Below are 26739 nucleotides of genomic sequence, written 5' to 3'. Positions count from 1 at the left end.
TGCTAAGGCTATGGGGCGATAATTATTATCATCTATGTTTCAGATACTCGTAACCAAACCGGCAACGCAAGCAGTCTTTCTTGTCACAATATTCCTTTTGAAGTTGAAGCAGAGCCTGCGAATCGGCAGCGGTAGATACCGGCAAACCGGCACCATCCCAAAGTCGGGTTACGTGATTGTTTTCGGCCTTCAAGGATTCAAGGAAACGGGTGGCACGGTCACACAAAACGTCATCGGCCTTGTGCAGGCCATAAGCATAAAGAAACGGGATGACCGTATTGATGGCAATCAGATTCAAGGCACCGTCCCCTACCCGCTTTTCCCTCCGGGGTGAAACCTTTCTGAAATTGAAGTGCTCCTCCCAATACGCGGAAGTCTTGGCAGCCAGTATCTTCTTCACCGCCTCCAGCGTTTCAGCCTCCATAACACGCGAGAAGAGCGACTGCTCCTTGTGATACAGACAGGCAAGCTGGGCGAGGCGTACATGTGGAAAGTTATCGGGACGAAGACGCAGAAACCGCCACTGCTCAACAGACATGGGAGCTGGCAGCTCGAACTTGTGTTGCAGGTAGCGGAACTCTTTCTGAAGTATCAAATAATAATCATCTGCCTCTGCCGAGACCTCCTCCAGCAGGCCTGCCTGCCCCAGGAAGAAAGCCTCCACTTGAAACAGACTGTCCCGATGCTTGTCTACGGCGCGGAATGGAAGGCGGTTTGCCCATGCCTCGAAAGCATCCCCATTCAGCCCGAAGCCGAAGTTACGAGCAAGAGTAATAAAGAAAACATCCTCCCAATGATGATTGCAGCGTTCGAGCCGCTGGGATATAACGCATGCTTTCTGCTCAAAACGCTCTACCTGCAAAGCGGACAGCCAGGAGTGGACGGTCAGCTTTGGGAGGGAGGCAAGGATGGAATAGCAGGGAGGATAAATCTCTGTCTGCCGAAGCTCTTCATAGCGCAAGCGGACAGTGTCGGGGCAAGTGAGCACCATCTGGGGAACCAGCTCACCGTTCGTGCGGTACACATCACAATTCGATTCGCCCACCACGTGCAGGATGACGGTATCATACGCCTTGTCACGGTCGTGCCTATGGAGCAGCCAGTCTGATGCCTGCGTATGCACTTCGACGTTGCCCACCCAGAGCGTACCGTCTATTTTCAGTTTGGCATTAAAAAAATCGGGGCCTGCATTCATGTTCGGCAAACCGGGATCTATCACTTCTACCGGCCGGCCGGAGGTTGTCTGGAGCAATGACAAAGGAAATATTTTGTGCTTCCAAACATAATGCAGTAGTTGTTCCATGTTAACAAGACGTTAATGTTGAGCACAAATGTAAGAAAAAGATTATCTTTGCGACCTATAGTTTGTTGATAAACTAAATAAAAACAGATAGAAACAATGAAAATCGCATTAATCGGCTACGGAAAAATGGGCAAGGAAATCGAGAAAATAGCCCTTGGCCGCGGACACGAAATTGTAAGCATCATCGATGTCGACAATCAGGAAGACTTTGAATCGGCAGCCTTCAAGAGCGCCGACGTTGCCATAGAGTTCACCAATCCCATAGTTGCATACAATAACTATATGAAGGCATTCCAGGCCGGAGTCAAATTGGTATCCGGCAGTACGGGATGGATGGCGGAACATGGAGACGAAGTGAAGAGACTTTGTACCGAAGGCGGCAAGACACTGTTCTGGTCGTCCAACTTCAGTCTGGGAGTAAGCATATTCTCTGCCGTCAACAAGTACCTCGCAAAGATAATGAACCAATTCCCTGCCTATGATGTGACAATGAGCGAAACGCACCACATCCACAAGATGGACGCTCCGAGCGGAACGGCCATCACGCTTGCCGAAGGTATTCTGGAGAATCTCGACCGTAAGGACAAATGGATAGAAGGAACTTTCCAGGCTCCCGACGGAACCGTTTCGGGCTCTACGGAATGTGCAGCCAATGAGCTACCCATAAGTTCTATCCGCGAAGGAGAAGTACCGGGCATCCACAGCATCCGCTACGACTCCGAAGCCGACAGCATCACTATCACCCACGATGCCAAGAATCGCAGGGGATTTGCCTTGGGAGCTGTCCTTGCTGCCGAATATACCGCCAAGCACGAAGGTGCTTTGGGAATGAGTGACTTGTTTCCATTTTTAAAAGACTAAAACATCATGAGAAAAGCAACACGCACCCAATGGATTAAATTCAGTATAGTCACCCTGCTCTACCTTGCCTTTCTGGTTTGGGTAAAAAGCTGGCTGGGACTGATTGTACTACCCTTCATTTTTGACATCTACATCAGTAAGAAGATACCCTGGGGGTTCTGGAAGAAATCGGAGAATCCTGCCGTACGCAGCATCATGAGTTGGGTGGATGCCATCGTATTTGCGCTGGTAGCCGTCTACTTCGTAAATATCTATGTGTTCCAGAATTACCAGATACCGTCTTCCTCACTGGAGAAATCCTTGTTGGTAGGCGATTTCCTTTATGTCAGCAAGATGAGCTATGGCCCGCGCGTACCGAATACGCCGCTTTCCATGCCGCTGGCACAACATACACTACCGGTATTCAACACCAAGTCGTACATCGAATGGCCTCAATGGGAATACAAACGTGTGCCGGGCTTCGGCAAAGTGAAACTGAACGATATTGTGGTGTTCAACTTCCCGGCAGGCGACACGGTAGCCACCAACTTCCAGCAGACAGACTTCTATACCCTTGCTTACGAAGAAGGAAAACGCGTGTATCCCAACAAGGTGAATATGGACAGCCTGACACGCAAGCAGCAACGTACTGTCTACGACCTGTACTACAATGCCGGACGTAATCTTATCCGTTCCAATCCTAGAATGTACGGTGACATTGTCATACGCCCCGTTGACCGTCGTGAAAACTATGTAAAACGTTGCGTAGGCCTGCCCGGCGATACGTTGCAAATCAAGAAAGGACAGGTATACATCGACGGTAAAGCCATCGAGAACCCTACAGAAATGCAGTTCAACTACTTTGTACAGACTACAGGTCCTTATATCACCGATGATATGTTCCGTGAACTGGGCATCAGCAAAGAAGACCAGACACTGATGACCGACGGTCTGGGCTGGGAAGAGAATCTGATTGAAATGGGATTGGACCGCCGGGATGCCCAAGGCAGGCTGGCACCGGTCTATCATCTTCCGCTCACCAAAAAGATGTACGAGACCCTTTCGGGCAACAAGAAACTCATCAGTAATATTATCATTGAACCGGGAGAATTCTCGGGACAGATGTATCCGCTGAACCTTTACACTAAATGGGACCGCAACAACTACGGCCCGATATGGATTCCTGCCAAAGGCGCCACCATCAAGCTGACCGAGGACAACCTGCCCATCTACGAACGCTGCATCGTCGCCTATGAGGGCAACAAACTGGAAGTCAAGGAAGACGGCATCTACATCAACGGTGAAAAGACCGACTCCTATACCTTCAATATGGACTACTACTGGATGATGGGCGACAACCGCGACAAGTCCGCCGACTCCCGTTACTGGGGCTTTGTGCCGGAAGACCATGTCGTAGGAAAACCGATTGTAGTATGGCTGTCACTGGACAAAGACCGAGGCTGGTTTGACGGTAAGATACGCTGGAACCGGATATTCAAGTGGATGGACGGCATTAAATGAAAAAAGGGTGTAAGATAGCAATCACAATAGTTGGAGTGGCACTCGTCGTGGTGCTGCTTCGGGGTTGTGTGGCAACTTCCTATCTTATCCCCTCTTCCGGCATGGAGAACTCACTGTATCAGGGTGAACGTATTCTTGTAAACAAGTGGAGCTACGGTCTACGGCTTCCTTTTATGAAGTTATGGGGATATCATCGCTGGGCGGACAGTCCGGTGCAAAAAGAGGATATTCTTGTATTCAACAATCCTGCCAATCTTTCAGAACCCGTGATTGACCGACGGGAAGTCTTTATCAGCCGTTGCATCGGTACTCCCGGAGATACCTTGCTGATAGATTCGCTTTTTTCAGTGATTCCTTCCGAAAAGAATGCACCCGACCAGAAGTTCCTTTATTCTTACCCCAGGCAACGGGAACGACAGTTGGATTCATTGCTTTCCATCCTTTCCATCGCTCCCAACAAACTATTGGGGCAGGACTCAATAAAGAATATACGCAGTTTCAGCCGTTATGAACACTACTTGCTGGAACAAGCCATGAACGGGAATTGCTGGATAGAACCGATTGTCAAGGAAGACTCCATGGAGATGCTAAAACCTCTGATAATCCCCAGCAAAGGCAAAGCCATACGCGTATATCCGTGGAACAAGACTTTGTTGCGAAATACCCTGGTACTTCACGAAAAGAAACAGGCCGAAATCAAGAACGACACCCTTTATGTGGAAGGCAATCCCGTGCAGCACTGCCATTTTACCAAAGACTACTACTGGGTAGGTGCCAACAATGCCATCAATCTTTCGGACTCTCGCCTTTTCGGTTTCGTCCCCGAAGACCACATCATAGGCAAGGCATCTATCATCTGGTTCTCCAAAGAAAAGGGAACAGGACCTTTCAGCGGTTACCGATGGGGCAGGATATGGAAAAGAGTGGAATGACAAACAAATGAAAGAATAAAAATAAACGTACAAACAACGAACAGTAATTTCAATCGTAAATCGTCTAATCATAAATACACCGATGAAAACCGTATTTCTTTCTTCTGCCTACCTGGCCCCCGTAGAGTATTACACCAAATTGCTGGCATACGACAAAGTGTTTATCGAACAGCACGATCACTATATGAAGCAGACCTACCGCAACCGTTGCACCATTGCCGCACCGGACGGTGAATTGGCGCTTTCCATCCCCACCGTCAAGCCGGACACGCTGAAATGCCCCATGCGGGATATACGTATTTCCGACCACGGTAACTGGCGGCACCTGCATTGGAATGCCATAGAGTCGGCCTATAACCATACTCCTTTCTTTGAGTATTATAAAGACGATTTCCGTCCTTTCTACGAAAAGAAGTATGAATTCCTGGCCGACTTCAATGAAGAACTTTGCCGTCTCATCTGTTCCTTGATAGATATACAGCCCGATATGGAACGTACCTCTGAATACCGGACCGAATTCACTCTGGATGAAACAGACTTCCGCGAAAGCATCCATCCGAAAAAGGACTTCACGCTGGAAGACACAGCGTTCTCACCACAGCCCTATTATCAGGTATTTCAGGAGAGACTTGGTTTTCTGCCCAACCTAAGCATCATAGACCTGCTGTTCAATATGGGGCCGGAAAGTCTGTTGGTGTTACAAAAGTCTATTACTTGCTGAATTTCTGCAGAAATTCCGGCAAGGGGATAGTTGGAGATGACAGTACTGGGTAGAAGTACTGTTATTCACGATTTTAAATGTTTCAAATAATGACTTGGGGCCAACCCGTATTCTTCTTTAAAACAAGCTCTAAAATAAACAACACTGTTCATTCCTACCATAAAGGCTACTTCCGAAATGGAATATTTCCCTTCCAGCAATAATCGTTCTGCATTTTTTAGTTTTATTTTGCGTACAAATTCATTTGTGGAGAGTCCTGTCAAAGCTTTCATTTTACGATATAAATTAGAAGAACTCATACACATCTTGTCAGATAAATAAGTTATGTCTATTTTTTGAGAGCTCAAATTTTCCTCTATTAAGCTAGTCATCTGTTGCAAAAATTCGTTATCCAATTTATTAAGTGAATCATTCAGTTCTTTACTTTTTTTCAAATACATAATATCTGATTCCAGATGGATAGCCATTCTTTTTTGTGCTTCCATAAGATTGTTAATGCGGCAAAGTAATAAAGATGCGCTGAACGGCTTAGTTAGATAAGAATCCGCGCCTACTGAATAACCATCTTCTTTATTCTGGATAGAGTCCTTAGCTGTCAATAAGATTATCGGTATATGGCTTGTTTTTATATTATTCTTTAGTAATTTGCATAATTCTATTCCATCCATTATCGGCATCATAATGTCACTTACAATAATATCCGGAGTCATTTTATAGGCCAGTTCAACCCCTTTTTTACCATTTTGAGCTATTAGGACATTAAAGAAGTCACTGAAAGAATCCTTTATATAGTCACAAAGATCCACATTGTCCTCTACCACTAACAATGTAAGCAATTCTTTTTGAGGCGAAAGATTCGGCACCCCATCATTCTCTTTTATTTCAAAGGTTTCTTCTGCTTCTGTATGTAATGCTTGCATATAGCAGTTATGTGTCAAAAGAGTAAAGCAAAATCGACTTCCTTTTCCGACTTCACTCTCAACTGTGATTTCTCCTTCATGCAATTGAACCAGCCGTTTTACCAGCGAAAGTCCTATTCCTGTTCCAGCCATTTGACATTTAGTTCTGACTTGATAATATTGGTCAAATATTTTAGAAATTTCCTTAGGGTCAATTCCATATCCGGTATCATTTACTTCAATACAAGTATATGAAACCCCCTCTTTAAGATAAGTATATAATTTAAGCTCAATTTTTCCCGTTTCCGTATATTTAATGGCATTAGATACAAGATTGTCTAATATAATTACAACTATTTCTTTATCAAAAAACATATACAGTTCTTCGCAATCAATAGATATAGAAAATTCAATGCCAGGTTTTCTGCTCAATTCTTCATATTTGAGGCCAACTTCCCGAATCAACGTTACAAGATTGCCCTTACTTACACACAATTTTTTATTCTGTGTTTCAACTTTTCTAAATTCCAATATTTGATTGATCAAATTCAATAAACGGAGTGCGCTTTGATGAATAACAGTAGTCCGTTTCTTTTGTTTAGGTGACAATTCGGTATCTTTCTGCATATCTTCTAATGGTCCCAATATCAAAGTTAACGGAGTACGCAATTCATGTGCAATATTTGTGTAAAAATTCAAACGCTCCTCATTCAGCTCTTTTTCATGTATATGCTTTTCTTGCATTATTTTATATGAACTTTGAATATATACCCTTTTTCTATACATTTGCAAGAAAAAGCATAAACTGGCAATAGTAAACATGACATACAATGAAATAGCCCACCAAGTCAACCACAAAGGAGGTTCAACCTTAATATATAAAGAAGATATTTTATTGCTCCAATCCATATATTTAACTCTGGACTTTACTTGGAACACATATTCCCCTGGAGGGATTTTCCTGAATATAGCATTGTTTTCCTCAGTTGTATACCATATATTATCCATACCCACTAGCCTATAAGCATACTCCACTTGTTTAGATAAGGAATAGTCTGATACACAGAATGAAAGCTCAAAAGTATTTTGATTACAGTCAAGTTTTATCTGTTGCTTTTCCGATTTCAGATAGTTTATTATGTCAGGAGTATCCAACAGCGTTTTTCCCGAAAAGACTTTCATTTTTGTAATATTACATTCACTAGCATCCTGTCGAGACAATACTGTCATGGGGTCAAACTTCCATACCCCATCTATAGATCCCATATAAATAATCCCCTTTGAATCTTTCGTCACAGCTGACATGAAACTGCCCATTAGTTTGCCATTATAGGAATTGTAGTTCCTGAATTCATTCTGTTTTAGAAGTTTACAACCAATACCAGCATTCGTACCAAACCAGATATTTCCCATATCGTCTTCTATAATAGAACGGATGTAAAGGTTCTTTAAACCGTCTTCTCTCTGGTATACAATATATTCTGCCGATTCTATATTAGGGAAAAGGACTAACCCCTCACCTGTGGCAATCCACATTTGCTCATTGGAATCTTTAAATATATAATTTATAGAATTTGAGCAAAAGCCACTCCTACTATTAAAACGAGCAACCTCTTTCATATCTGGTGTATAGACAGCAAGGCCCTCTCCAAAAGTTCCTATCCACATTTTCCCTTCAGAGTCTTGATTTATAGTCCTTATTAAATCATTAGGCAGGCCATTTTTTGTATGATTGTAATGAGCTATAACCTTTTTACTACATGGATCAATTACAAAAATTCCTTTTCTACTCCCAACCCATATTCGATGTCGGCTATCTTCAAAAAAACATCTCACATCCAGTTTCGTATTTCCGTTAAGTTCTATACTTCGAAATGTTCTGGTTTTAGAGTCATAATAGTTCAATCCTCCAAGAAATGTTCCAATCCATATATTATTATAGGAATCTTTGTATAATGCTATAACAGAATTATGGGCCAGATTTCCGTTTTTTTTGTCATAAGTATGAGTACGGAGCCCTTTCTGAAAAACACTAATTCCGCTACCGTCTGTCCCTATCCATAATTCGTTATCCACACCTGTGCATAAACTCAGCGCAATGCGATTATTTATACTGTATAAATCTGTACTAATGGGAGAATAGTTATAAGAACTAAATAAAGGAGGCGTATGACTGATAAAGTTTACCCCTCCCCCGTAAGTTCCAATCCAGATATTTCCGAACTCATCCTGAAAAATACTACGCACGGTAGAGTTGGCCAGACTATAATTTATGTTGTCACTAGTAATTATATGTTCAATATTCATTTCCTTTTCAAGGGGTCTTAGAAAATCTCGTTTCAAATCTATGATAAAAATTCCATTTAATTCTGTTCCTATCCATAATTTATCGTCATCTGTTTGATAGATGTCAAATACATAAGAATTACGAAGTTCTTGAGGCAGATGAGAAGGTACGATAAATTCTTCTTTCTTGTCATCAAAGATTGATAGTCCTTTTTCTGTCCCTATCCATATATTGCCATGTGTATCCTTATAGATGCATCGTACATCATTTCCAGGAATACTATTACTTTTCCAGGGTGAATTCATATAGTTTTTCACCGTATTGTTGGCTAATGATAATATGCTCATACCAAACCCTGCGTGACCTATGTATAAGTGTCCTTCTCCATCATCCATAATTGTCCAGGTCTTGTTTGAACACAAAGACGGTAGAGTCTGATTATTATAATGGGTAAAACACTTGTTTTTCGTGTCAAACAAATCTACCCCATAATGAAATGTACTAATCCATAGATTGTTTCCATTTGCCGGTTTGATATCTGTGATGTCATTGGTGATAATACTATTAGGATTGTCATCCTCATGTGAAAACAATTCCATTGATTGAGTCTCATAATTATATGCATTTAATCCTGCTCGCTGGGTTGCTATCCAGATTATAGGTTTGTTTTTGTCTGCATATATTCGATTTAATTCGTTACCACTTATACTTTGAGTATACTTATAATGACCTATAAAATGTATCCCGTCGAATTTATTCAGCCCCTCTTCTGTTGCAAACCACAAAAAGCCATCCCTGTCTTGTGTTATACTGACAATATAGCTGTTTGTCAGACCTTGTTCAAGTCCTAATTGTGAAATGTTATACGACTGTGCAGATATATGTGATACAAACAAGGTGATTAAAGAAAATATTAAAAACTTCATAAACAAACCTTTCTATATAAATTTAGTACACCTATAAAAAAGTGGACATTTAAAAATTAAATAAAATTAGGTCACTAAAGACACTTCATTCCTTACAGTTTTTGAAATTAGCAATTAAATAGGTCAGACAAAAAGAGACCTTATCAATTATGATATACCTTTGTATGTGGAACCATCCGATACAGTACATTAGTGTCGCAAAACAATATGTTATAAATTACTTTGGCGCACTTCTTAACCTTCAGATGCCGTTGTCATATGAAAGAATGCAGGGAACTGTGTTCATATTATATAGAGTGTATACTTTGATACCATCTTTGCATTTACGTAACCTAGCTTGCTCAAAAAGTTTGGAAAAATTCGATTATTATAAAACCAAGGTGACAAATATTGCCACTAAGTTTGGACATATTCAGTTTTATATTTGTATATGTTTCATATATTTAAAAATATGATAGTCACAATTTAGTTTAACTTTTGTCTAATTGCTGTCAGTTGTCTGTTTATCAAGTCCTAAGTGACAAGCCCTATCTTGATGCCTCCCCGATACTATGATAAGGTTGCGTAAACTTTTCCTATTCGATAATTGACCAAAAGTTGGTGACAACGAGTAAAGTGATTTACATATTTGCCATCACTATTCTATATACAAGTTAGTCGAAATGAACCTATCCATAGATGCGGTCTAAAGGTATAAATTCAAGTTCGTTGATTTGGTTACTTCTAACAGCTGGCTAATTTTCAAATACTTCAAAGAGCTATTGAGATTTTTAGTGATAACTAATGGATGCAAATATAGAATTAAATTCATTATTGATGAATCATAAATCATGCATTGCAAGATTAACGCTCCATAAATGCATGATTTCCTATGCTTCCATATCCCTATTTTACATAGTTTTGCCCACAAATCATTAAATCTTTTATATTATGAATAGAAAATTATTTTTTTATGGTGCATTCATTTTTATGTTATGCATTCCCAGTAATTCTGTGGCTGCAGAGGTAAACACTTTTTCTATAACACAACAAAAGAAACAGATTACAGGTACTGTTGTAGACAGTGAAGGGATTCCAATTATTGGAGCAAACATTTCTGAAAAGGGAACAACAAATGGAACAATTACCGATATTGACGGTAGATTTGCTTTATCGGTATCATCAGGCTGTGAAATCACCATTTCATTTTTAGGCTATAACACACAAACGATGAAAGTGAGGACAACGACAAATCTGCATATAATTTTGACGGAAGATACGCAGATATTGAATGAAGTAGTTGTGGTGGGTTATGGGTCGCAAAAGAAAGCTAATTTAAGCGGTTCTGTATCCGCTGTAAACTTTGACGAGATTGTCCAAGTACCGGTATCAAATACGAGTACAATGCTACAAGGGCGCATGCCGGGAGTAACCATCATATCGGGGGGGGGACAACCGGGGAAAAATGATCCGACAATTAATATTCGTGGAATCGGTACGTTGGGCAACACAAACCCGATGGTCATTATTGATGGTATGGAGAGCTCGTTGAGCAATGTGGCACCGAATGACATTGAAAGTGTTACTGTTCTGAAAGATGCGGCTTCAGCTTCCATTTATGGTGTAAGGGCGGCCAATGGAGTCATATTGGTAACCACTAAAAGAGGGAAGAAGGAAAAGCTCTCAGTCTCGTATGCCGGCAATTTTGCATTGCAGCAGGCTACCGTTCTACCCGATTATTGCAACTCATGGGATTGGGCTAAATTGTATAACGAGACCCAAGGGTATGAGAAGTACACCACCGATATGATTCAGCAAATGAAAGACGGTTCCAACCCGGATGAATTCGCGAATACGGACTGGAACAAGGAAGTGTTCCGTACGGCATTCATGCATACTCATCATTTGTCCATCAGGGGCGGTACCGAGAAAGCCTCTTATATGAACTCTCTCGAATATTTGGATCAGGACGGTATAATGATAGGTACCAGTAACAAAAGACTGAACTTCAGGTCCAACATAGACTATACCGTCAATAAGCATTTCAGTTTCGGCTTCAATCTGTCAGGAGGTAGAGACCGGATTGATGAACCGTATCAGGGAACAGGAGGTGGAAATGGAATTATGAGAAAGCTATATTGGTTCACACGTCCTACTGTACCTGTCAAATATTCCAATGGCCTATGGGGAGCAGTGGACGGAAATGCGGGTGCCGGTATGGTAGCCATACATAATCCGGTAAAGGCTGCATATATAGGTGATCATTATGAAGAGAATTACCGTTTTGACGGAAAGGCTTTTGCAGAAATTACCATTTGGAAAAACCTGAAGTTCAAGACAAACCTTGGGGCAAAATATAGAAGCTATTTTAGCTCTTCTTTCACGCCTACCGATTATTATTATGATTCGGACGGGAATGTCGTACAGGAGGAACTGATTAATTCTGCCTCCAAGTATACTAAACTGGCCTATTCTTATTTGAACGAGAATCTCCTTACGTATAACTTTAAAATCAAAAAGCACAGTTTTTCATTGTTGGCTGGTCATTCTGTCCAGTTCGAGCGTTATGACGAACATAAAGGCAGTATTGAGAGTTTCCCTAATAATGAAATCTATCAGTTGTCGGCAGGGAGCAAGAATCCCGGAGTGTCAGGAAAAGCTGTGGAAACTGCGTTGCAGTCATTTTTCGGGCGAATAAACTATGATTGGGATGGGAAATACCTGTTGGAGGGAAACGTACGCAGAGACCAGTCCTCGCGTTTGCCCAAAAACAATAGGGTGGGAATATTCCCTTCCGCTTCAGCAGCATGGAGAGTTTCTGAAGAATCTTTCATCAAAGATAATTTTCCTACAATTTCCAATCTGAAATTAAGAGGTAGTTGGGGAACGTTGGGAAATCAAGAAATTGATGATTATGCATATGTGCAATTAATCAATACTGGGCAGAACTATGTTTTTGGCAATGGCATTGCGGGAGGTGTGGCTGTCACTAACCTTAGCAACTCCAATATCAAGTGGGAAACCACAGCTATGACCGATTTCGGATTGGACTTGTCATTGTTTGATGGAAAACTGGAATTTACAGCGGACTATTTCTATAAAAAGACATCGGATATATTGCTTTCACTTCCAATCAATGCAACATTGGGAAATCTGAATGCTCCCAAGCAGAATGCGGGCAAAGTAGTCAATAAAGGGTGGGAACTGACCGCTACATATCATGATAATATAGGAGATTTTAACTATACTGTTTCGGGAAATCTGTCGAAAATCAAAAATGAAATTCTAGATGTCAAGGGCTTGGAGTGGTATAGTGGAAATGCGATTTATCGTGCCGGAATACCAATTGGTAGTTACTATGGATATATTGCTGAAGGCTTGTACCGTAGTGAAAAAGAAATAGAGGAGGGGCCCAAACGTTTCAATGGGGTTGATGTGGCACCGGGTGACATAAAGTATAAGGACATCAGTGGCCCGAATGGCGTACCAGATGGACAAGTAGATTCTCAATATGATAGGGTGGTCATCGGTTCTCCGTTCCCCGATTTGACTTATGGTTTTAATATATTTGCCTCATATAAAAATTTTGACTTCTCTTTATTTTTTCAGGGAGTTGCTGGCGTAGACCGTTTTTATAAAGACGCTCCAAACCAAGGAAATATTCTGACAGATTGGCTGGATAGGTACGACCCAATAGAAAACCCTAACGGTAATATGCCTAGAATGAAAGGAACACAGAATAATGAAACTTCCACTTTTTGGATGAAGGATGCTTCCTATCTTCGTCTGAAGAATCTGGAATTGGGCTACAACATCCCTGACTGTTTGTGTCAAAAGTTTGCAATACAACGTATGAGAGTATATTTTACAGGATTGAATTTACTGACTTTTACTCAAGTAAGGAACTGGGATGCTGAGAAATTTGCAGGTGATACGGAAAATTTTAATTACCCTCAATTGAAATCTTATTCTATCGGATTAAATATAACCTTTTAACAATACACGTCATGAAAACGAACATACTTTTTATTTCTGTCATATTTTTATTTGCCACAAGCTGCTCTGACAGTTTCTTGGACAGAACTTCACTTAACAATATATCCGAAGATACATTCTGGAAAACAGAAGAGGATGCCTTGTTGGGTCTTGCAGGATGTTATGATACTTTTCAATCTATGTATTATGAAGGCCCATGGGGAATAGGTATTATGCAATATGAAGCAATTACAGATAATGCCTATTTCGGTTGGGGACATTCATTGGATGATATTTGTAGAGGTATTCATACTCCACAGACAGGAGTCATATACGATTTCTTTAAAATGCATTACAAAGGAATAGCTAGATGCAATAAATTTATAACAAATGTAGAATCCATGGTTTTTGATGAAGCCAAGAAAAGAAGGATGCTTGCAGAAGTAAAAGTGTTAAGGGCCAACCATTATATGCATTTAAGCATGACTTTTGGGGACGTCCCCCTGATAACAGAACCACAAACGGTTATCAATGCCAATGTTCCTAAAACATCCAGGGAAAGTATTGTTTCTTTTATAATAAACGATTTAAAAGAAGCCGCAACAGCATTGCCTACACAAGACAGAATTGCCGGTGGTGAGTACGGGCGTTTATCAAAAGGTGCAGCTTTAGGTCTATTGGCGCGTGTATATTTGTATAATGATATGTTTACAGAGGCTGCTAAAGCTGCTAAAGATGTCATTGATATGAACTACTATGAGCTATATCCGGATTATGGCAGGTTGTTCACACCGGAAGCCGAACAATCTAAGGAGATTATTATGTCGGCTTGTTTTGAAAGAGGGATAAAGCCTCGCGAAGGAACTCGTATCGGTCGATGGAAAGGTATCGTTCCTCCACCATTTATTGTTCCCTTACCGGATTTGCTGGATGATTATTATTGTATTGATGGACTTCCTATAGACAAATCCCCCTTATTCAAGGGAGATATAACACAGCAGCCTATATATAAGGATAATGTGCATAATGATTTTCTTAAGGATACACAACGATATGTAAATAGAGACCCACGTATGGGATTTTCCATTATAACTCACCGAACTCCCTGGATTAAGGGTGAAATTATAGAAAATGGACAAGTACTGTATGATGCCAAGAATTACACTCTGACGCGTTGTCATTTCCGTAAATGGGTGGAAGAAACAGATTTGGAGATGGAAGATATGCCCCAAGACGTATACACCCTTCGTTATGCAGACATTCTGTTGATGAGGGCTGAAGCTTTGGTCAGGACTGGTAATTATGATTATGATGAAGTATTGGGACTCATAAACCAGATAAGACAACGTCCCACTGTCATGATGCCTATAGTTCAGGACGTTGAAGGAAAAACAAAAAGATTGAATAGTGACGAACTATTTGAAATTATAAAACATGAAAGAAGAATTGAACTTGTATACGAAGGCCATCGCTATTATGATCTGATACGTTGGGGAGAGTTGGAAAGAGCATGGGGAGAGATTTTTGTTCCGGTCAACCTGAGGCACTATTTGGGACAGAAAAGCTTGGTATGGCCATTGCCGGAAAAGGAAATTGAAATAAATGACTTGTTGGAACAAAATGAACTTTGGAAGTAATTTCCTTTTTAAGTAATTCTTCTTGTGATCAAACCGAATACAAATACACCGTCATCGCTATTTGGTTGTTTTATACTCGATTTCATAATAGGCAGGAAAGCGATGGCGGGGTGTTTGGGACTTAAAAAGCAGAGAGCATGAAGAATTTTTTGGGATGCATCTTTTTTTTCGCAATCTCTATATTGCATACATACGGACGCATAGCAAGGCAGACTATAGGCGAACTGAAGGAGTTTGAATTGTCAGACATCAGACTGACGGAAAGTCCTTTTAGAAGTGCCTTGCTGCTGGATAAGCAATGGCTGTTTTCTCTGAATCCTGACAGACTGTTGTCAGGATTCAGGCAGGAGGCGGGATTGGCACAAAAAGCCTCTAAATATGGGGGATGGGAAAGTCGGGGAGTGACAGGACAGACTTTGGGACACTATCTTTCCGCTTTGGCGATGATGTACGCTTCAACAGATGACGAAGGAGCGCTTGAACGTATCAGATATAGTGTGAATGAACTGGATGTTTGCCAGCAGGCATTCGACTTCCATGGTTTGTTCGCTGCTTTCCCGAATGCTAGAAAGTTGTTCCAGGAAATATATCGTGGGGATATCCGGACTGAAGGCTTTGACTTGAACGGTAGTTGGGTACCGTTCTATACCATGCATAAGCTGTGTGCCGGACTGATAGACGTATATCATTATACGTCGGACCGACAAACCTATAAGGTGCTTTCTCAACTGGCAGAAGGACTATACGCCCTTTTCGCGCAGTTGAGTGATGCACAGATACAGAAAATCCTAATTTGTGAGCATGGAGGAATCAATGAGTCGATGGCGGAACTCTACAGTTTGACCGGTGACAGGAGATTCTTGGAACTTTCTTTGCGTCTGAACCATAAAGCTTTTGTAGAGCCGCTGGCTACCTCAAGAGATGAACTGAAAGGCAAGCATGCCAACACACAGATACCTAAAGTGGTAGGCGTTATCCGCCAATATGAGTTGACCGGCAATAAAGAATTATATGATATAGCCGACTTCTTCTGGCATACGGTCGTCCACAACCATTCGTATGTAATTGGTGGAAATAGTGAGGCTGAGCATTTTGGTGTACCGGGACGGATTTGTGACCGAATCACTGATAAGACATGTGAAAACTGTAACACATACAACATGTTGAAGCTGACCAGACACCTTTTCTGCCTGAATCCCGACATTTCCAAGGCCGATTATTATGAGCGCGCCTTGTATAATCAAATACTGGCATCACAGAATCCTGAGGATGGTATGGTCTGCTATATGTCTCCTCTTTCCGCAGGTTCACAACGCAACTATTCCACCCCGTTCGACTCGTTCTGGTGCTGTGTAGGCACTGGTTTGGAGAATCATGTACGGTATGGCGAATTTATCTATCATACGGACGAACAGGATAATCTTTATGTGAATCTCTTTATCCCGTCTGTATTGGATTGGAAAGCGAGGGGGATACGTTTCGAACAAAAGACAGCCTATCCGACATCGGACACTGTCCGTTACATGGTCAGTTCTTCCTCAGGAAAACAGAAATTTACCCTTAATCTGCGTTATCCGGGATGGGCGGAAGACAATGTCTCCCTTTTTGTCAACGGGCAGCGGCAAACTGTCTGTGCGGTCCCCGGAGAATACATCCCTATCACCAGAAAATGGAAAGACGGAGACAGAATTAGTATTGTCATTCCTAAGAAAGTGACTTCGGAAGCCGCATTGGGCGATGACAGTTTAAGGGCCTATCTGTACGGTCCAATTGTTTTGTCTGCTGATTTTGAAGGAAAAAATTATTCCCATTTCCCTATGGTGGTTACAGATGACATAGAAAATGCCTCTCTCTCTTTGAAACCTGCAGGCAAACCTTTGGAGTTTATCCTGGAAGCGGCCCGCCCTTGTACCATAAAGATGAAGCCTTATTATCAAATGGGTGGAAAACCGCTGATGGTCTACTTTGAACATTACACCATTGAAGAGTGGACAGCCAGGAAGGATGAGATTATGATGAAACAAGATAGGGAAAAATGGATAAAGGAACAGACGGTGTCAAGCTTTCAGCCAGGAGAGATGCAGCCGGAACGTGACCATGACTTCAAAGGAGAAAAGACTAGAACCGGAGAACTCAATGGCCGGAAATTTCGGAAAGCGGTCAACGGAGGATGGTTTTCGTTCGAGATGGAAGTTCGTCCGGACATTTCTCAGGATCTGCTAGTTAGCTGCTGGGGAAATTTGGGAGACATCTATAAATTCAACGTTGAGATAGACGGCATCTCCATTGCAACGGTCATTATCCACTGGTGGGGAAATACTTTTGTGGACAAGTTGTATCATATCCCTTTTGAGTTGACTGAAAACAAGAAGAAAATAACAGTATCCTTTAAGGCTCTTGACAACAGAAGTGTAGCTGGACCGATATTCAATTGCAAAATAATAAAAAGATAAGATATGAAAAAATATTTACTATTATTCACTATAGTATTATTACACATACCGTTCATTGCGGGTAAAGGCTATGCTACCCGATGGCCAGTAGACAAAATCAACGCATGGTATGCCCAACGGGAATGGTTGAGGGGGTGCAACTTCCAACCAAGCACTGCTGTTAACCAGTTGGAAATGTGGCAAAAGGAATCATTCGACCCCATGACCATCAACCGGGAACTAAGTTGGGCGGCGGCTCTCGGTTTCAACTGCATGAGGGTCTATCTGCATCATCTGGCCTGGGAAACAGATAAAGAGGGATTCAAGAAAAGAGTTAGAGAATATCTCTCCATTTCAGGGAAATATGGGATCTCCACCGCCTTTGTGTTTTTTGATGATTGTTGGAATCCCACTTACAAGGCAGGAGAACAGCCTGCTCCCGTACCGGGAGTGCACAATTCCGGCTGGGTACGCGATCCTGGCGATTTATTGTACGAAAGGGCAGAGCTGATACAAACACTGGAGGAATATGTAAAGGACATTCTTTTTGCCTTTTCTGGGGATGAACGAATTGTTTTTTGGGATCTGTATAATGAAGCCGGGAACAGCAACTACAAGAATAGGAGCCTGCCACTACTGAGAAAAGTATTCGAATGGGCACGTTCGGTTAATCCTTCACAACCGCTGACTGCCGGAATATGGGGAGGAAGCACTTCGAAAATAAAGAATTTCCTTCTGGAGAACTCCGATTTGATAACCTATCACAATTATTCGGATTCGTTGTCCCACCAAAAGGAGATAGATAGACTGAAACAATATGGACGACCTATGGTATGTACGGAATATATGAACCGCAGGGACTGCAGTACATTCCAGACCATCATGCCCATGCTGAAAAAAAATGCGGTCGGTGCTATCAACTGGGGATTTGTCGCGGGGAAAACCAATACTATCTATGCATGGGACCAGCCGATAAGAGACGGAAGCGAACCGTCTGTATGGTTTCACGACATATTGCGAAAAGATGGTACGCCCTTTTCTATACAAGAAACGGCAACAATAAAGGCTCTTACGGCAAAACCTTTTATGCCTCCTCCAGGGACTGTCATACACAATTCCATCGCTGCGACACACCGTTATGTAGGCTCGCCAAGTATTGCAGTGCTGGAAGACGGAACGTATGTGGCATCTCATGATTATTTTGGCAACGGACGCGTTTCAGATACTTTTGTATATCGTTCTATAGACAAGGGGACGACGTGGAACGTTTGTGCTCATATTGACAAGCTCAATTGGGCAACCTTGTTTACACGTGGTAGGGAGCTTTATCTGATAGGGGTAAGTCCGAAAGGCAGCCAAGGATATGGCAACTTTGTCATATTAAGGTCAATGAATGGAGGCCGTTCGTGGACCACTCCAAAGGATCGGAATAGCGGTTTACTTCTTGAAGGATTCTATCATTGCGCTCCTGTCCCTGTCATATTCCACAAAGGCAAGATATGGAGAGCATTAGAGAACCAGGGGAAAATAAACGGTTGGGGTGACTTCAAGGCATTGACCGTACATGTTGACGAGGATGCCGACTTGCTCAATGCCGATAACTGGATGGTAAGCAATGAACTGCCTTTCGACAAGTCATGGCTGCCGGAAGCTTCGGCATGGCTTGAGGGAAACATGGTGGTCGCCAAAGACAATACTTTGAAAAACATTCTCCGTGTACATTATTCGAAAGATGATTTGGCGGCAGTTGTTGATATCTCGCAAAAGGGGCTCTTAAGTTTTAATCCGCAGCAGGGATTCATCAATCTTCCTGGAGGCTGCAAGAAGTTCACTATCCGTTACGATTCTGTCAGTCAAAAATACTGGACGCTGAGCAATTATGTGTTACCCGAAGATAGAGGTGGGAATAATGAACGGACACGGAATACCATTGCCTTGTGCTGGTCGGACAATCTGCAACAATGGCATGTCAAGGACATCTTATTACATCATGACGACATTTTCCATCATGGATTCCAGTACTTGGACTGGCTAATTGAAGGAGATGACATCATAGCAGTCTCACGAACGGCTTCTGATGATCGTACCGGTCAAGCGGACAACCAGCATAATGCCAATTATCTGACATTTCATCGTTTCTTGGGTTTCAGAACCAATAAATAATCCAATAATATGCGACTTAAAACATTGTTTCTTGTATTGTTATGCAGCGTGTGTACTTTTCCCGTAAGAGCACAAGTTACGTTGCCGAGCTTCTTTTCGGATAATATGGTTCTTCAGCGGGACTGCCCTATTCATTTATGGGGATGGGCAGGAGCTGATGAGAAGATTGAAATCCACTTTAAAGGGCAAATCCGAAAGACCATAGCGACAAATGACGGGAACTGGAGTACTTATTTAGACGCTTCGGCCTATGGAGGTCCTTATACACTCGTTGTTAAAGGAGAACAGTCTGAAGTTGAATTCAATAATGTTCTGATTGGTGACGTATGGTTATGTAGTGGGCAGTCCAATATGGAATTCCACCTCAATGATGCCAACAATGCTATGGCGGAAATATCCGGTGCTGACTATCCGGGCATCAGACTGTTCACTGTCGGAAGGGCTACAGGCAATCATCCGAAAATGGATGTAGGGGGAACATGGCATTCTTGTTCGCCTTCCACAGCAGGCGATTTCTCTGCCGTAGGATATTTTTTCGGTAAAGAGATCCACTCGAATACTCATATCCCCATTGGACTTATATGCTCCTCGTGGGGAGGTACTGTAGCTGAAACCTGGACCAGTCCGGACGGTATCCGTGATATACCTGAGTTTACTCAAAAACTTTCAGAATCGGAAAAAATAGACATGGACAGTTTTGAACAGACCAATCTAACTCGGAAAGCGGCTTTTGAGAAAGCTCTTAATGCAGATCCAGGAATCGCGGAAAAATGGTATGCTACAGGTTCTAGCCCTACCTTTGATGGAAGCATGTGTCTTCCCCAAGCATGGTCGGGGACAGCATTAACTGATATGAATGGTACGGTATGGTTCTTCATTGAAATAACCTTGTCGGATAATCCGGTGGGAAAACAAGCTGTATTGTCATTGGGAAGAATTGACGATGCGGATATCACTTGGATTAACGGGGTCGAAGTGGGGCGAACAACTGGTTATCAGAAGGAACGCTTGTATGCCTTTGACACAGGTATTCTGAAAAAAGGCAAAAATGTTATCACCATTAGTGTCAGTGACTATTCCGGTGAGGGAGGCTTTAGCGGACAAAGAGACCAGCTCTATTTAGAAATAGGTGGTACAAAGCTCCCATTGGCCAAGGAGTGGAAATATAAGGTTGCCGTGGACAGCCGGAAATATGGTTATGTGGAATTCGGTCCAAATGCCTATCCATCACTATTGTACAACGGAATGATTGCTCCACTGACTGGGCTTCCTATTAGGGGGGTAATTTGGTATCAAGGAGAAAGTAACGATTACAACCCTACTTTGTATCGGACTCTATTTCCCAATCTCATTAATGATTGGCGTGCCCGTTGGAATAATGAGTTCTCTTTCTATTGGGTACAGCTGGCCAATTACAGAAGTATCGACAAAATGCCGCAAGATAGTAAATGGGCTGAAATACGAGAGGCACAAACCCAGGCATTGTCTTTGCCCAAAACCGGTCAGGCTGTCACCATCGACATCGGTGAGGCCGATGATATTCATCCCAAGAACAAAAAAGATGTGGGCAAACGGCTGGCACTTCATGCCCTAAAGCTCGATTATGGGAAGAAGAACATTGTAGCTGACGGCCCGACTTTCCGCTCCATGAAAACGAAGAAGAATAAGATTATCATCTCATTCGATAATGCTGGGTCGGGGTTGGTGTCTAAGGATGGTAATGAATTTATCAATGGTTTTGCAATCGCAGGAAAAGATAACAAGTTTGTTTGGGCTAAGGCGAAGATTTGTGGAAATGTCGTCATTGTATGGAACGACACTCTATTACATCCTGTAGCGGTAAGATATGGCTGGAGTGACAATCCTGGACAACTGAATCTGTACAATAAGGAAGGTTTGCCGGCCACCCCTTTTAGGATGGAGTCTCCATAAGGAGTTATTTCTTTTGTTAAATTCAATATATATGACTATGAAAAATAGATAGGTATTAGTTATTCTTTTTCAAATCTAGGGACAGTTCTTCTTTTTGCTAGAGAAAAGCCGGGGATATTCTTCTGATTCCTGACCTTCTTTCCGCAGGCTGGACTATACACATGAAGACGGTGCGGACACTGATATAAGCGATACTTCCTATATTGTGATAACCGACCGACTGGAATTGTTTACTTGACCAACTGGAGTCGTTCACTCGAAAAGGTATATTTCCCCGTTAGTCTTACGCTATCCGAGGAGACGAATACGGGACTTCCGTCAGCTTGTACAATAAGAATAACGAATTAAGTACGAACTATAATGAACTAACTTATAAGAATAAAATTATGAATAGATTACTAGAATCTCCGTTGTCGGGTATAATCCCTCCACTGGTTACTCCGTTGTTGAATAACGATATGCTGGATATTAAGGGATTGGAATGTCTGATTGAACATCTTATAGATGGGGGAGTACATGCTCTCTTTATTTTGGGAACAACTGGTGAAGCTCAATGCCTGAGTTATAGATTGCGGCAAGAAATGATTCGGGAAACCTGCCGTATTACGGCTGGGCGGTTACCGGTATTGGTCTGTATCTCGGATACATCTATTGTGGAGAGTATCAGACTGTCTCAAATTGCTGCTGATTATGGTGCGGAGGCTGTTGTTTCAGCCCCTCCATATTATTTTGCTTCTGCTCAACCGGAACTGGTCGAGTTCTATGAACAACTGGTTGAAGCATTACCATTGCCTCTTTTCCTATACAATATGCCTACACATACCAAAGTCAACTTCGCCCCACAGACAATACGGCGTATTGCAGAGAATCCGAAGGTGATAGGGTTTAAAGACAGTTCAGCCAATCTTGTCTATTTTCAGTCGGTAATGTATGTGATGAGCGACCGTCACGACTTCTCAATGCTGGTGGGACCTGAGGAGGTGACTGGTGAAAGTGTCTTGATGGGAGGAAACGGAGGTATAAACGGAGGTGCGAACATGTTCCCAGAATTGTACGTGAAACTTTATAATGCCGCAAAAGAGCATAATTTTGAAGAGCTGTATCGTATACAGAAAATCATAATGCAAATCAGCGCCACCATATATACGATAGGCAAATATGGTTCCAGCTATTTGAAAGGATTGAAATGTGCGTTGTCTTTACTGGGAATATGCAACGACTTTGTGGCAGCTCCGTTTAATCATTTTGAGAAAGTGGAGCGTGAGCAAGTGAGGAAGGCATTGGATAGTTTGAATATGAACCTTGATTTAAAGCCATAAGACCCCGATAACATGACAATCTTAGATACAATAGTTTTTTTGGTATTTACAGGAGGAATTGTTCTATTTGGATGTTCTTTCTTTTCCAAGAAACGTACTTCTGATGAATTTACTTCTGCCGGACGAAGCCTTCCCGGATGGGTTGTCGGAATGTCTATTTTCGCGACTTATGTAAGTAGTATAAGCTATCTGGCATATCCGGGGAAGTCTTATATGGAAGATTGGAATGCATTTGTCTTTAGCCTCTCTATCCCAATCGCTTCTTATTTTGCAGCTCGCTACTTTGTCCCTTTTTATCGTAGCATAGGAAGTGTATCCGCATATAGTTTTTTGGAAATGCGGTTTGGTATATGGGCACGGTCTTATGCTTCCTTTTGTTACTTGCTTACTCAGATTGCTCGTATGGGGTCTATTCTTTATTTATTGGCTTTGCCGATGAACGCTCTGCTTGGATGGGATATAAAAATGATTATTATAATTACGGGTATAGTAATTATCCTATATTCAATGCTTGGTGGATTGAAGGCAGTTATATGGACAGAAGCTATTCAAGGCTTCATTTTGATATGTGGGGCACTGATTTGTATGCTTATCTTGTTGTTCGATATGCCGGAGGGTCCCAAACAGACGTTTGATATTGCGATGGCAGACAATAAATTCAGTTTGGGAAGTTTTGGCTCCAGTTTGTCTGATTCTACATTTTGGGTATGTTTAGTTTATGGAATATTTATCAATTTGCAGAACTATGGCATCGACCAGAACTACGTGCAGCGTTATCTGACAGCCAAGAATGGAAAGGAAGCCAAATTCTCTGCTCTCTTCGGAGGATATCTATTCATACCGGTTTCAATGGTGTTTTTTATGATAGGTACTGCTTTGTATGCATATTATAAGATGCAACCGGAATTGTTGCCGGACCACATTACGGGAGATTCTGTATTTCCGTATTTCATCGTACATGGGCTACCAACTGGGGTAACAGGCTTGTTGATAGCATCTATATTTGCCGCAGGAATGAGTACTGTCGCCACTAGCGTAACCAGTTCTGCCACAATTATACTTACAGACTATTATAAAAGATTTTCTTGTAAGCAGCCTACAGAAAAGCAATCGATGCGTATACTGTATGGCTCAAATGTCATCATCGGAATCATTGGGATTATCGTGGCGTTAGCCTTACTTAATGTGGAAAGTGTATTGGATGTTTGGTGGAGTTTGTCTTCCATATTCAGCGGTGGAATATTGGGGCTCTTCTTATTGGGATATGTCACTCGGAAAGCCCGTAATGTGGATGCTATATTAGGGGTTATATGCGGAGCCATTGTAGTTATTTGGATGAGCCTCTCACCCGTATTCTTTGCAGATAGCTTCTGGGGCAAGTTTAAAAGCCCGTTTCATACCAATCTTACAATTGTGTTAGGTACAATAGTCATATTTTTAGTAGGTTTTATTAGCGTAAATACTGTAAATAGGAGAAAAAGATGAAATTATATAATTTATTAATGGTTATGTATTTACTTTTAGCTGTCACATCTTGTGGAAAGAACAAGAAACTAAGTCATTCTAAAATAGTGAAATCAGAAACAAACTGGCGACAGGAGTTGTATTCTTCCAACGTCATTCCAAGCCAATCAATTGATACACTCTCCTTTGCGGAACACTACAAGCGGTATCCTGAGCGTTGGAAACTGGCTTTCGATTATCTGAGTAGTGTAAAAAAGGATTCATTGATTGTCGGAAAAAAGTTTTTGAGCGAAGACGTGTTTGTCTCTGTGGATGAATACCGGACAAAGAAAAAAGAAGATGTCTTGTTCGAATCCCATCGTCGGTATATTGATTTGCAGTATGTGATGGAAGGGGAAGAGTATATCGGCTTTAGCCGTTATCCGGTGAAGGAGGTTGTCCCATATAATGTAGAAAGGGATATCACGTTTTATAATGCAAATATAGAACAACTGTTGAAAGCTGATGCAGGACATTTTTTTATTTTTTTCCCGACAGATTTGCATCAACCATGCATAGCTGCGGAACAATGCAAAAGAGTGAAGAAGATTGTAATAAAAATTAAAATTGACTGATTACTGTTCTATACGCTTTTTTTTATACAGTAACATTGCTGTCCCATTAAAATCTAAAAGAGTTCTTTGAACTATTTGAAATTTAGTTAGTTACATCGATTTTCCGAGCGAACGGACTTGAATTTGTAGCTTTGCATCAGATTAATCCGATGGCATATGTTCCAAGACAAATACGTTTTCGCTCAATTGACTTCATTTCTGAATCGAAGTAAGTTTAATCGCATAGTCACCAAGTATGGTAGTGATAAATATGTGAAGCACTTCACCTGCTGGAATCAACTACTTGCTTTGATGTTTGGTCAACTTTCTAATCGTGAAAGTCTGCGAGATTTGATAGTTGCTCTTGAAGCTCATCATTCCAAATGTTATCATTTAGGAATGGGCAAGAATGTATCAAAGTCATCACTGGCCAGAGCAAACCAGGATAGAGACTATCACATCTTTGAAGAACATGCCTACTACCTGGTTAGCTAAGCACGACAAAAGTGTGCTGATCATATTTTCAAACTTGGCGGTAATGTTTATGCTTTCGATTCGACAACTATTGACCTGTGTTTTTCAGTCTTTTGGTGGGCAAAATTCCGTAAAAAGAAAGGTGGTATCCTTTCATATCACGGAAGCATCCGTGCACGATTCTAAAGTTATGATTGAAATTCCTTATGAACCAAGCTCTTATTACATCTTTGACCGCGGTTATAATAACTTCAAAATGCTGTATGAAATTCATCAAATTGAAGCTTACTTTGTTGTCAGAACAAAAAAGAATCTCCAATACAAATCCATCCAATGGAAACGTAGGCTGCCTAGGAATGTGCTTTCAGACGCAAGTGTACTTCTGACAGGATTCTATCCTAAACAATATTACCCAGAACCACTTAGACTGGTTAAATATTGGGATGAAGAACAAGAACGAGAATTTACATTCATAACCAATGCGATGCATATATCCGCGCTTCAGGTTGCTGGACTTTATAAAAATCGTTGGCAGGCAGAGCTGCTTTTCAAATGGCTCAAGCAGCACTTTAAAATCAAAAGATTTTGGGGAACTACAGAGAATGCTGTTCGAATACAGATATATGCTGCTATATGCGCTTACTGTTTGGTGGCAATCATTCAACACGATATGCAACTGGACAGAAGTACATATGAAGTGTTACAAATACTGAGCATCTCATTGACTGATAAGACTCATCTGAGAGACCTCTTTGATAAAACTAAATTTCAAAAGGACAAAGAACGATTCGGACCAAATGGGTCAAGTTTGTTTAATTTTTAATTCGTCCCAATTTTAATGGGACACTAATGATACAGTAACTTAAATGAATATTTTTTAAACTAATCCAAATAAAATCAGTTGAACCATGAGAAATTCAAGATTAATCGGTGGAAAGCCGAAAATTGGTATCAGACCTATTATTGACGGTCGCCGTGGAGGTATCCGTGAGTCATTGGAGGATATGACTATGGGCATGGCCCATAAAGTGGCCGAGCTTTATTCTTCTGTCTTACGTCATAGTGACGGCACTTCCGTAGAGTGCGTCATTGCAGATACAACTATCGGTGGAGTGGCTGAAGCCGCCATGGCGGCTGAAAAATTCCGTAATAGTGGAGTGGGTGTCGTACTTTCTGTAACTCCTTGCTGGTGTTATGGATTCGAGACTATTGATATGGACGGAGAGATGCCGAAAGCCATCTGGGGCTTTAACGGTACGGAACGTCCGGGTGCGGTTTACCTGGCTTCGGCATTGGCAAGCCATACACAGAAGGGATTGCCTACTTTTGGCATTTACGGACG

15 protein-coding genes and 2 pseudogenes are annotated in these 26739 nt (G+C 41.6%); 15 read left to right on the top strand and 2 right to left on the bottom strand.

Features of this window, described 5'->3' with window-relative positions; translation table 11 throughout:
- Positions 1–28: 28 nt before the first annotated feature.
- Positions 29–1303: a DUF2851 family protein gene (locus DWZ67_RS09715; RefSeq protein WP_005826054.1), complete on the bottom strand. Its 1275-nt coding sequence runs from the start codon at positions 1301–1303 to the stop codon at positions 29–31.
- A 96-nt stretch (positions 1304–1399) separates the two neighbouring features.
- On the opposite strand from DWZ67_RS09715, the gene dapB reads away from it, so the two are divergent.
- From dapB to DWZ67_RS09695, 4 genes are all read left to right on the top strand, one after another.
- Positions 1400–2164 (top strand): 4-hydroxy-tetrahydrodipicolinate reductase, encoded by a 765-nt coding sequence (gene dapB / locus DWZ67_RS09710; protein WP_087332850.1) that lies wholly within the window; start codon positions 1400–1402, stop codon positions 2162–2164.
- Positions 2165–2170: 6 nt separating this feature from the next.
- A complete protein-coding gene (gene lepB / locus DWZ67_RS09705; RefSeq protein WP_120138703.1) occupies positions 2171–3664 on the top strand; it encodes a signal peptidase I in 1494 nt (497 codons plus the stop codon).
- Positions 3661–4596, top strand: a complete 936-nt coding sequence (gene lepB, locus DWZ67_RS09700) for a signal peptidase I (RefSeq protein WP_117963691.1) — start codon at positions 3661–3663, stop codon at positions 4594–4596. The genes lepB (DWZ67_RS09705) and lepB (DWZ67_RS09700) overlap by 4 nt, the downstream gene beginning before the upstream one ends.
- Positions 4597–4678: 82 nt before the next feature.
- A complete protein-coding gene (locus tag DWZ67_RS09695; RefSeq protein ID WP_117680831.1) occupies positions 4679–5317 on the top strand; it encodes a WbqC family protein in 639 nt (212 codons plus the stop codon).
- A 65-nt stretch (positions 5318–5382) separates the two neighbouring features.
- Here the strand turns inward: DWZ67_RS09695 and DWZ67_RS09690 are convergent, their stop codons facing one another.
- Positions 5383–9429 carry a hybrid sensor histidine kinase/response regulator transcription factor gene (locus DWZ67_RS09690; RefSeq protein WP_120138701.1) on the bottom strand — a complete coding sequence of 1349 codons (4047 nt, stop codon included), beginning with the start codon at positions 9427–9429 and terminating at the stop codon, positions 5383–5385.
- 930 nt (positions 9430–10359) lie between these two features.
- Here DWZ67_RS09690 and DWZ67_RS09675 point away from each other — a divergent pair.
- The 11 genes and pseudogenes from DWZ67_RS09675 to fucI all read left to right on the top strand — a co-directional run.
- Complete coding sequence (locus DWZ67_RS09675) at positions 10360–13404, top strand: SusC/RagA family TonB-linked outer membrane protein (protein ID WP_259318731.1); 3045 nt, start codon at positions 10360–10362, stop codon at positions 13402–13404.
- A gap of 11 nt (positions 13405–13415) precedes the next feature.
- A complete protein-coding gene (locus DWZ67_RS09670) occupies positions 13416–15020 on the top strand; it encodes a RagB/SusD family nutrient uptake outer membrane protein (RefSeq protein ID WP_117680827.1) in 1605 nt (534 codons plus the stop codon).
- Between the two features lie 137 nt (positions 15021–15157).
- Entirely contained in the window at positions 15158–17473 is a 2316-nt protein-coding gene (locus DWZ67_RS09665; protein WP_117866419.1) for a glycoside hydrolase family 127 protein, read from the top strand.
- Positions 17474–17476: 3 nt separating this feature from the next.
- Positions 17477–19615: a hypothetical protein gene (locus DWZ67_RS20390; protein ID WP_229077962.1), complete on the top strand. Its 2139-nt coding sequence runs from the start codon at positions 17477–17479 to the stop codon at positions 19613–19615.
- A gap of 9 nt (positions 19616–19624) precedes the next feature.
- Positions 19625–21547 (top strand): sialate O-acetylesterase, encoded by a 1923-nt coding sequence (locus DWZ67_RS09655; protein ID WP_117680825.1) that lies wholly within the window; start codon positions 19625–19627, stop codon positions 21545–21547.
- Between the two features lie 386 nt (positions 21548–21933).
- Entirely contained in the window at positions 21934–22866 is a 933-nt protein-coding gene (locus DWZ67_RS09650) for a dihydrodipicolinate synthase family protein (RefSeq protein ID WP_117680824.1), read from the top strand.
- 12 nt (positions 22867–22878) lie between these two features.
- The gene (locus DWZ67_RS09645; RefSeq protein ID WP_117680823.1) at positions 22879–24351 is read left to right on the top strand and encodes a sodium:solute symporter; all 1473 of its coding nucleotides are present in this window, start codon (positions 22879–22881) and stop codon (positions 24349–24351) included.
- A complete protein-coding gene (locus DWZ67_RS09640) occupies positions 24348–24944 on the top strand; it encodes a YhcH/YjgK/YiaL family protein (protein ID WP_117680822.1) in 597 nt (198 codons plus the stop codon). Before DWZ67_RS09645 ends, DWZ67_RS09640 begins: the two co-directional genes overlap by 4 nt.
- A gap of 156 nt (positions 24945–25100) precedes the next feature.
- A complete protein-coding gene (locus DWZ67_RS20385) occupies positions 25101–25418 on the top strand; it encodes a DUF4372 domain-containing protein (protein WP_120138697.1) in 318 nt (105 codons plus the stop codon).
- Positions 25333–26220 (top strand): annotated as a pseudogene (locus DWZ67_RS09630) (IS4 family transposase). The gene DWZ67_RS20385 and the pseudogene DWZ67_RS09630 overlap by 86 nt, the downstream one beginning before the upstream one ends.
- A gap of 85 nt (positions 26221–26305) precedes the next feature.
- A pseudogene (fucI, locus tag DWZ67_RS09625) lies at positions 26306–26739 on the top strand (L-fucose isomerase); the annotation flags it as partial.

It is taken from the genome of Bacteroides sp. AF34-31BH, assembly GCF_003602795.1.
Lineage (GTDB): Bacteria > Bacteroidota > Bacteroidia > Bacteroidales > Bacteroidaceae > Bacteroides > Bacteroides uniformis.
The sequence above is the reverse complement of the archived record's forward strand: the minus strand, read 5'-3'. Positions and strand labels throughout refer to the sequence as shown.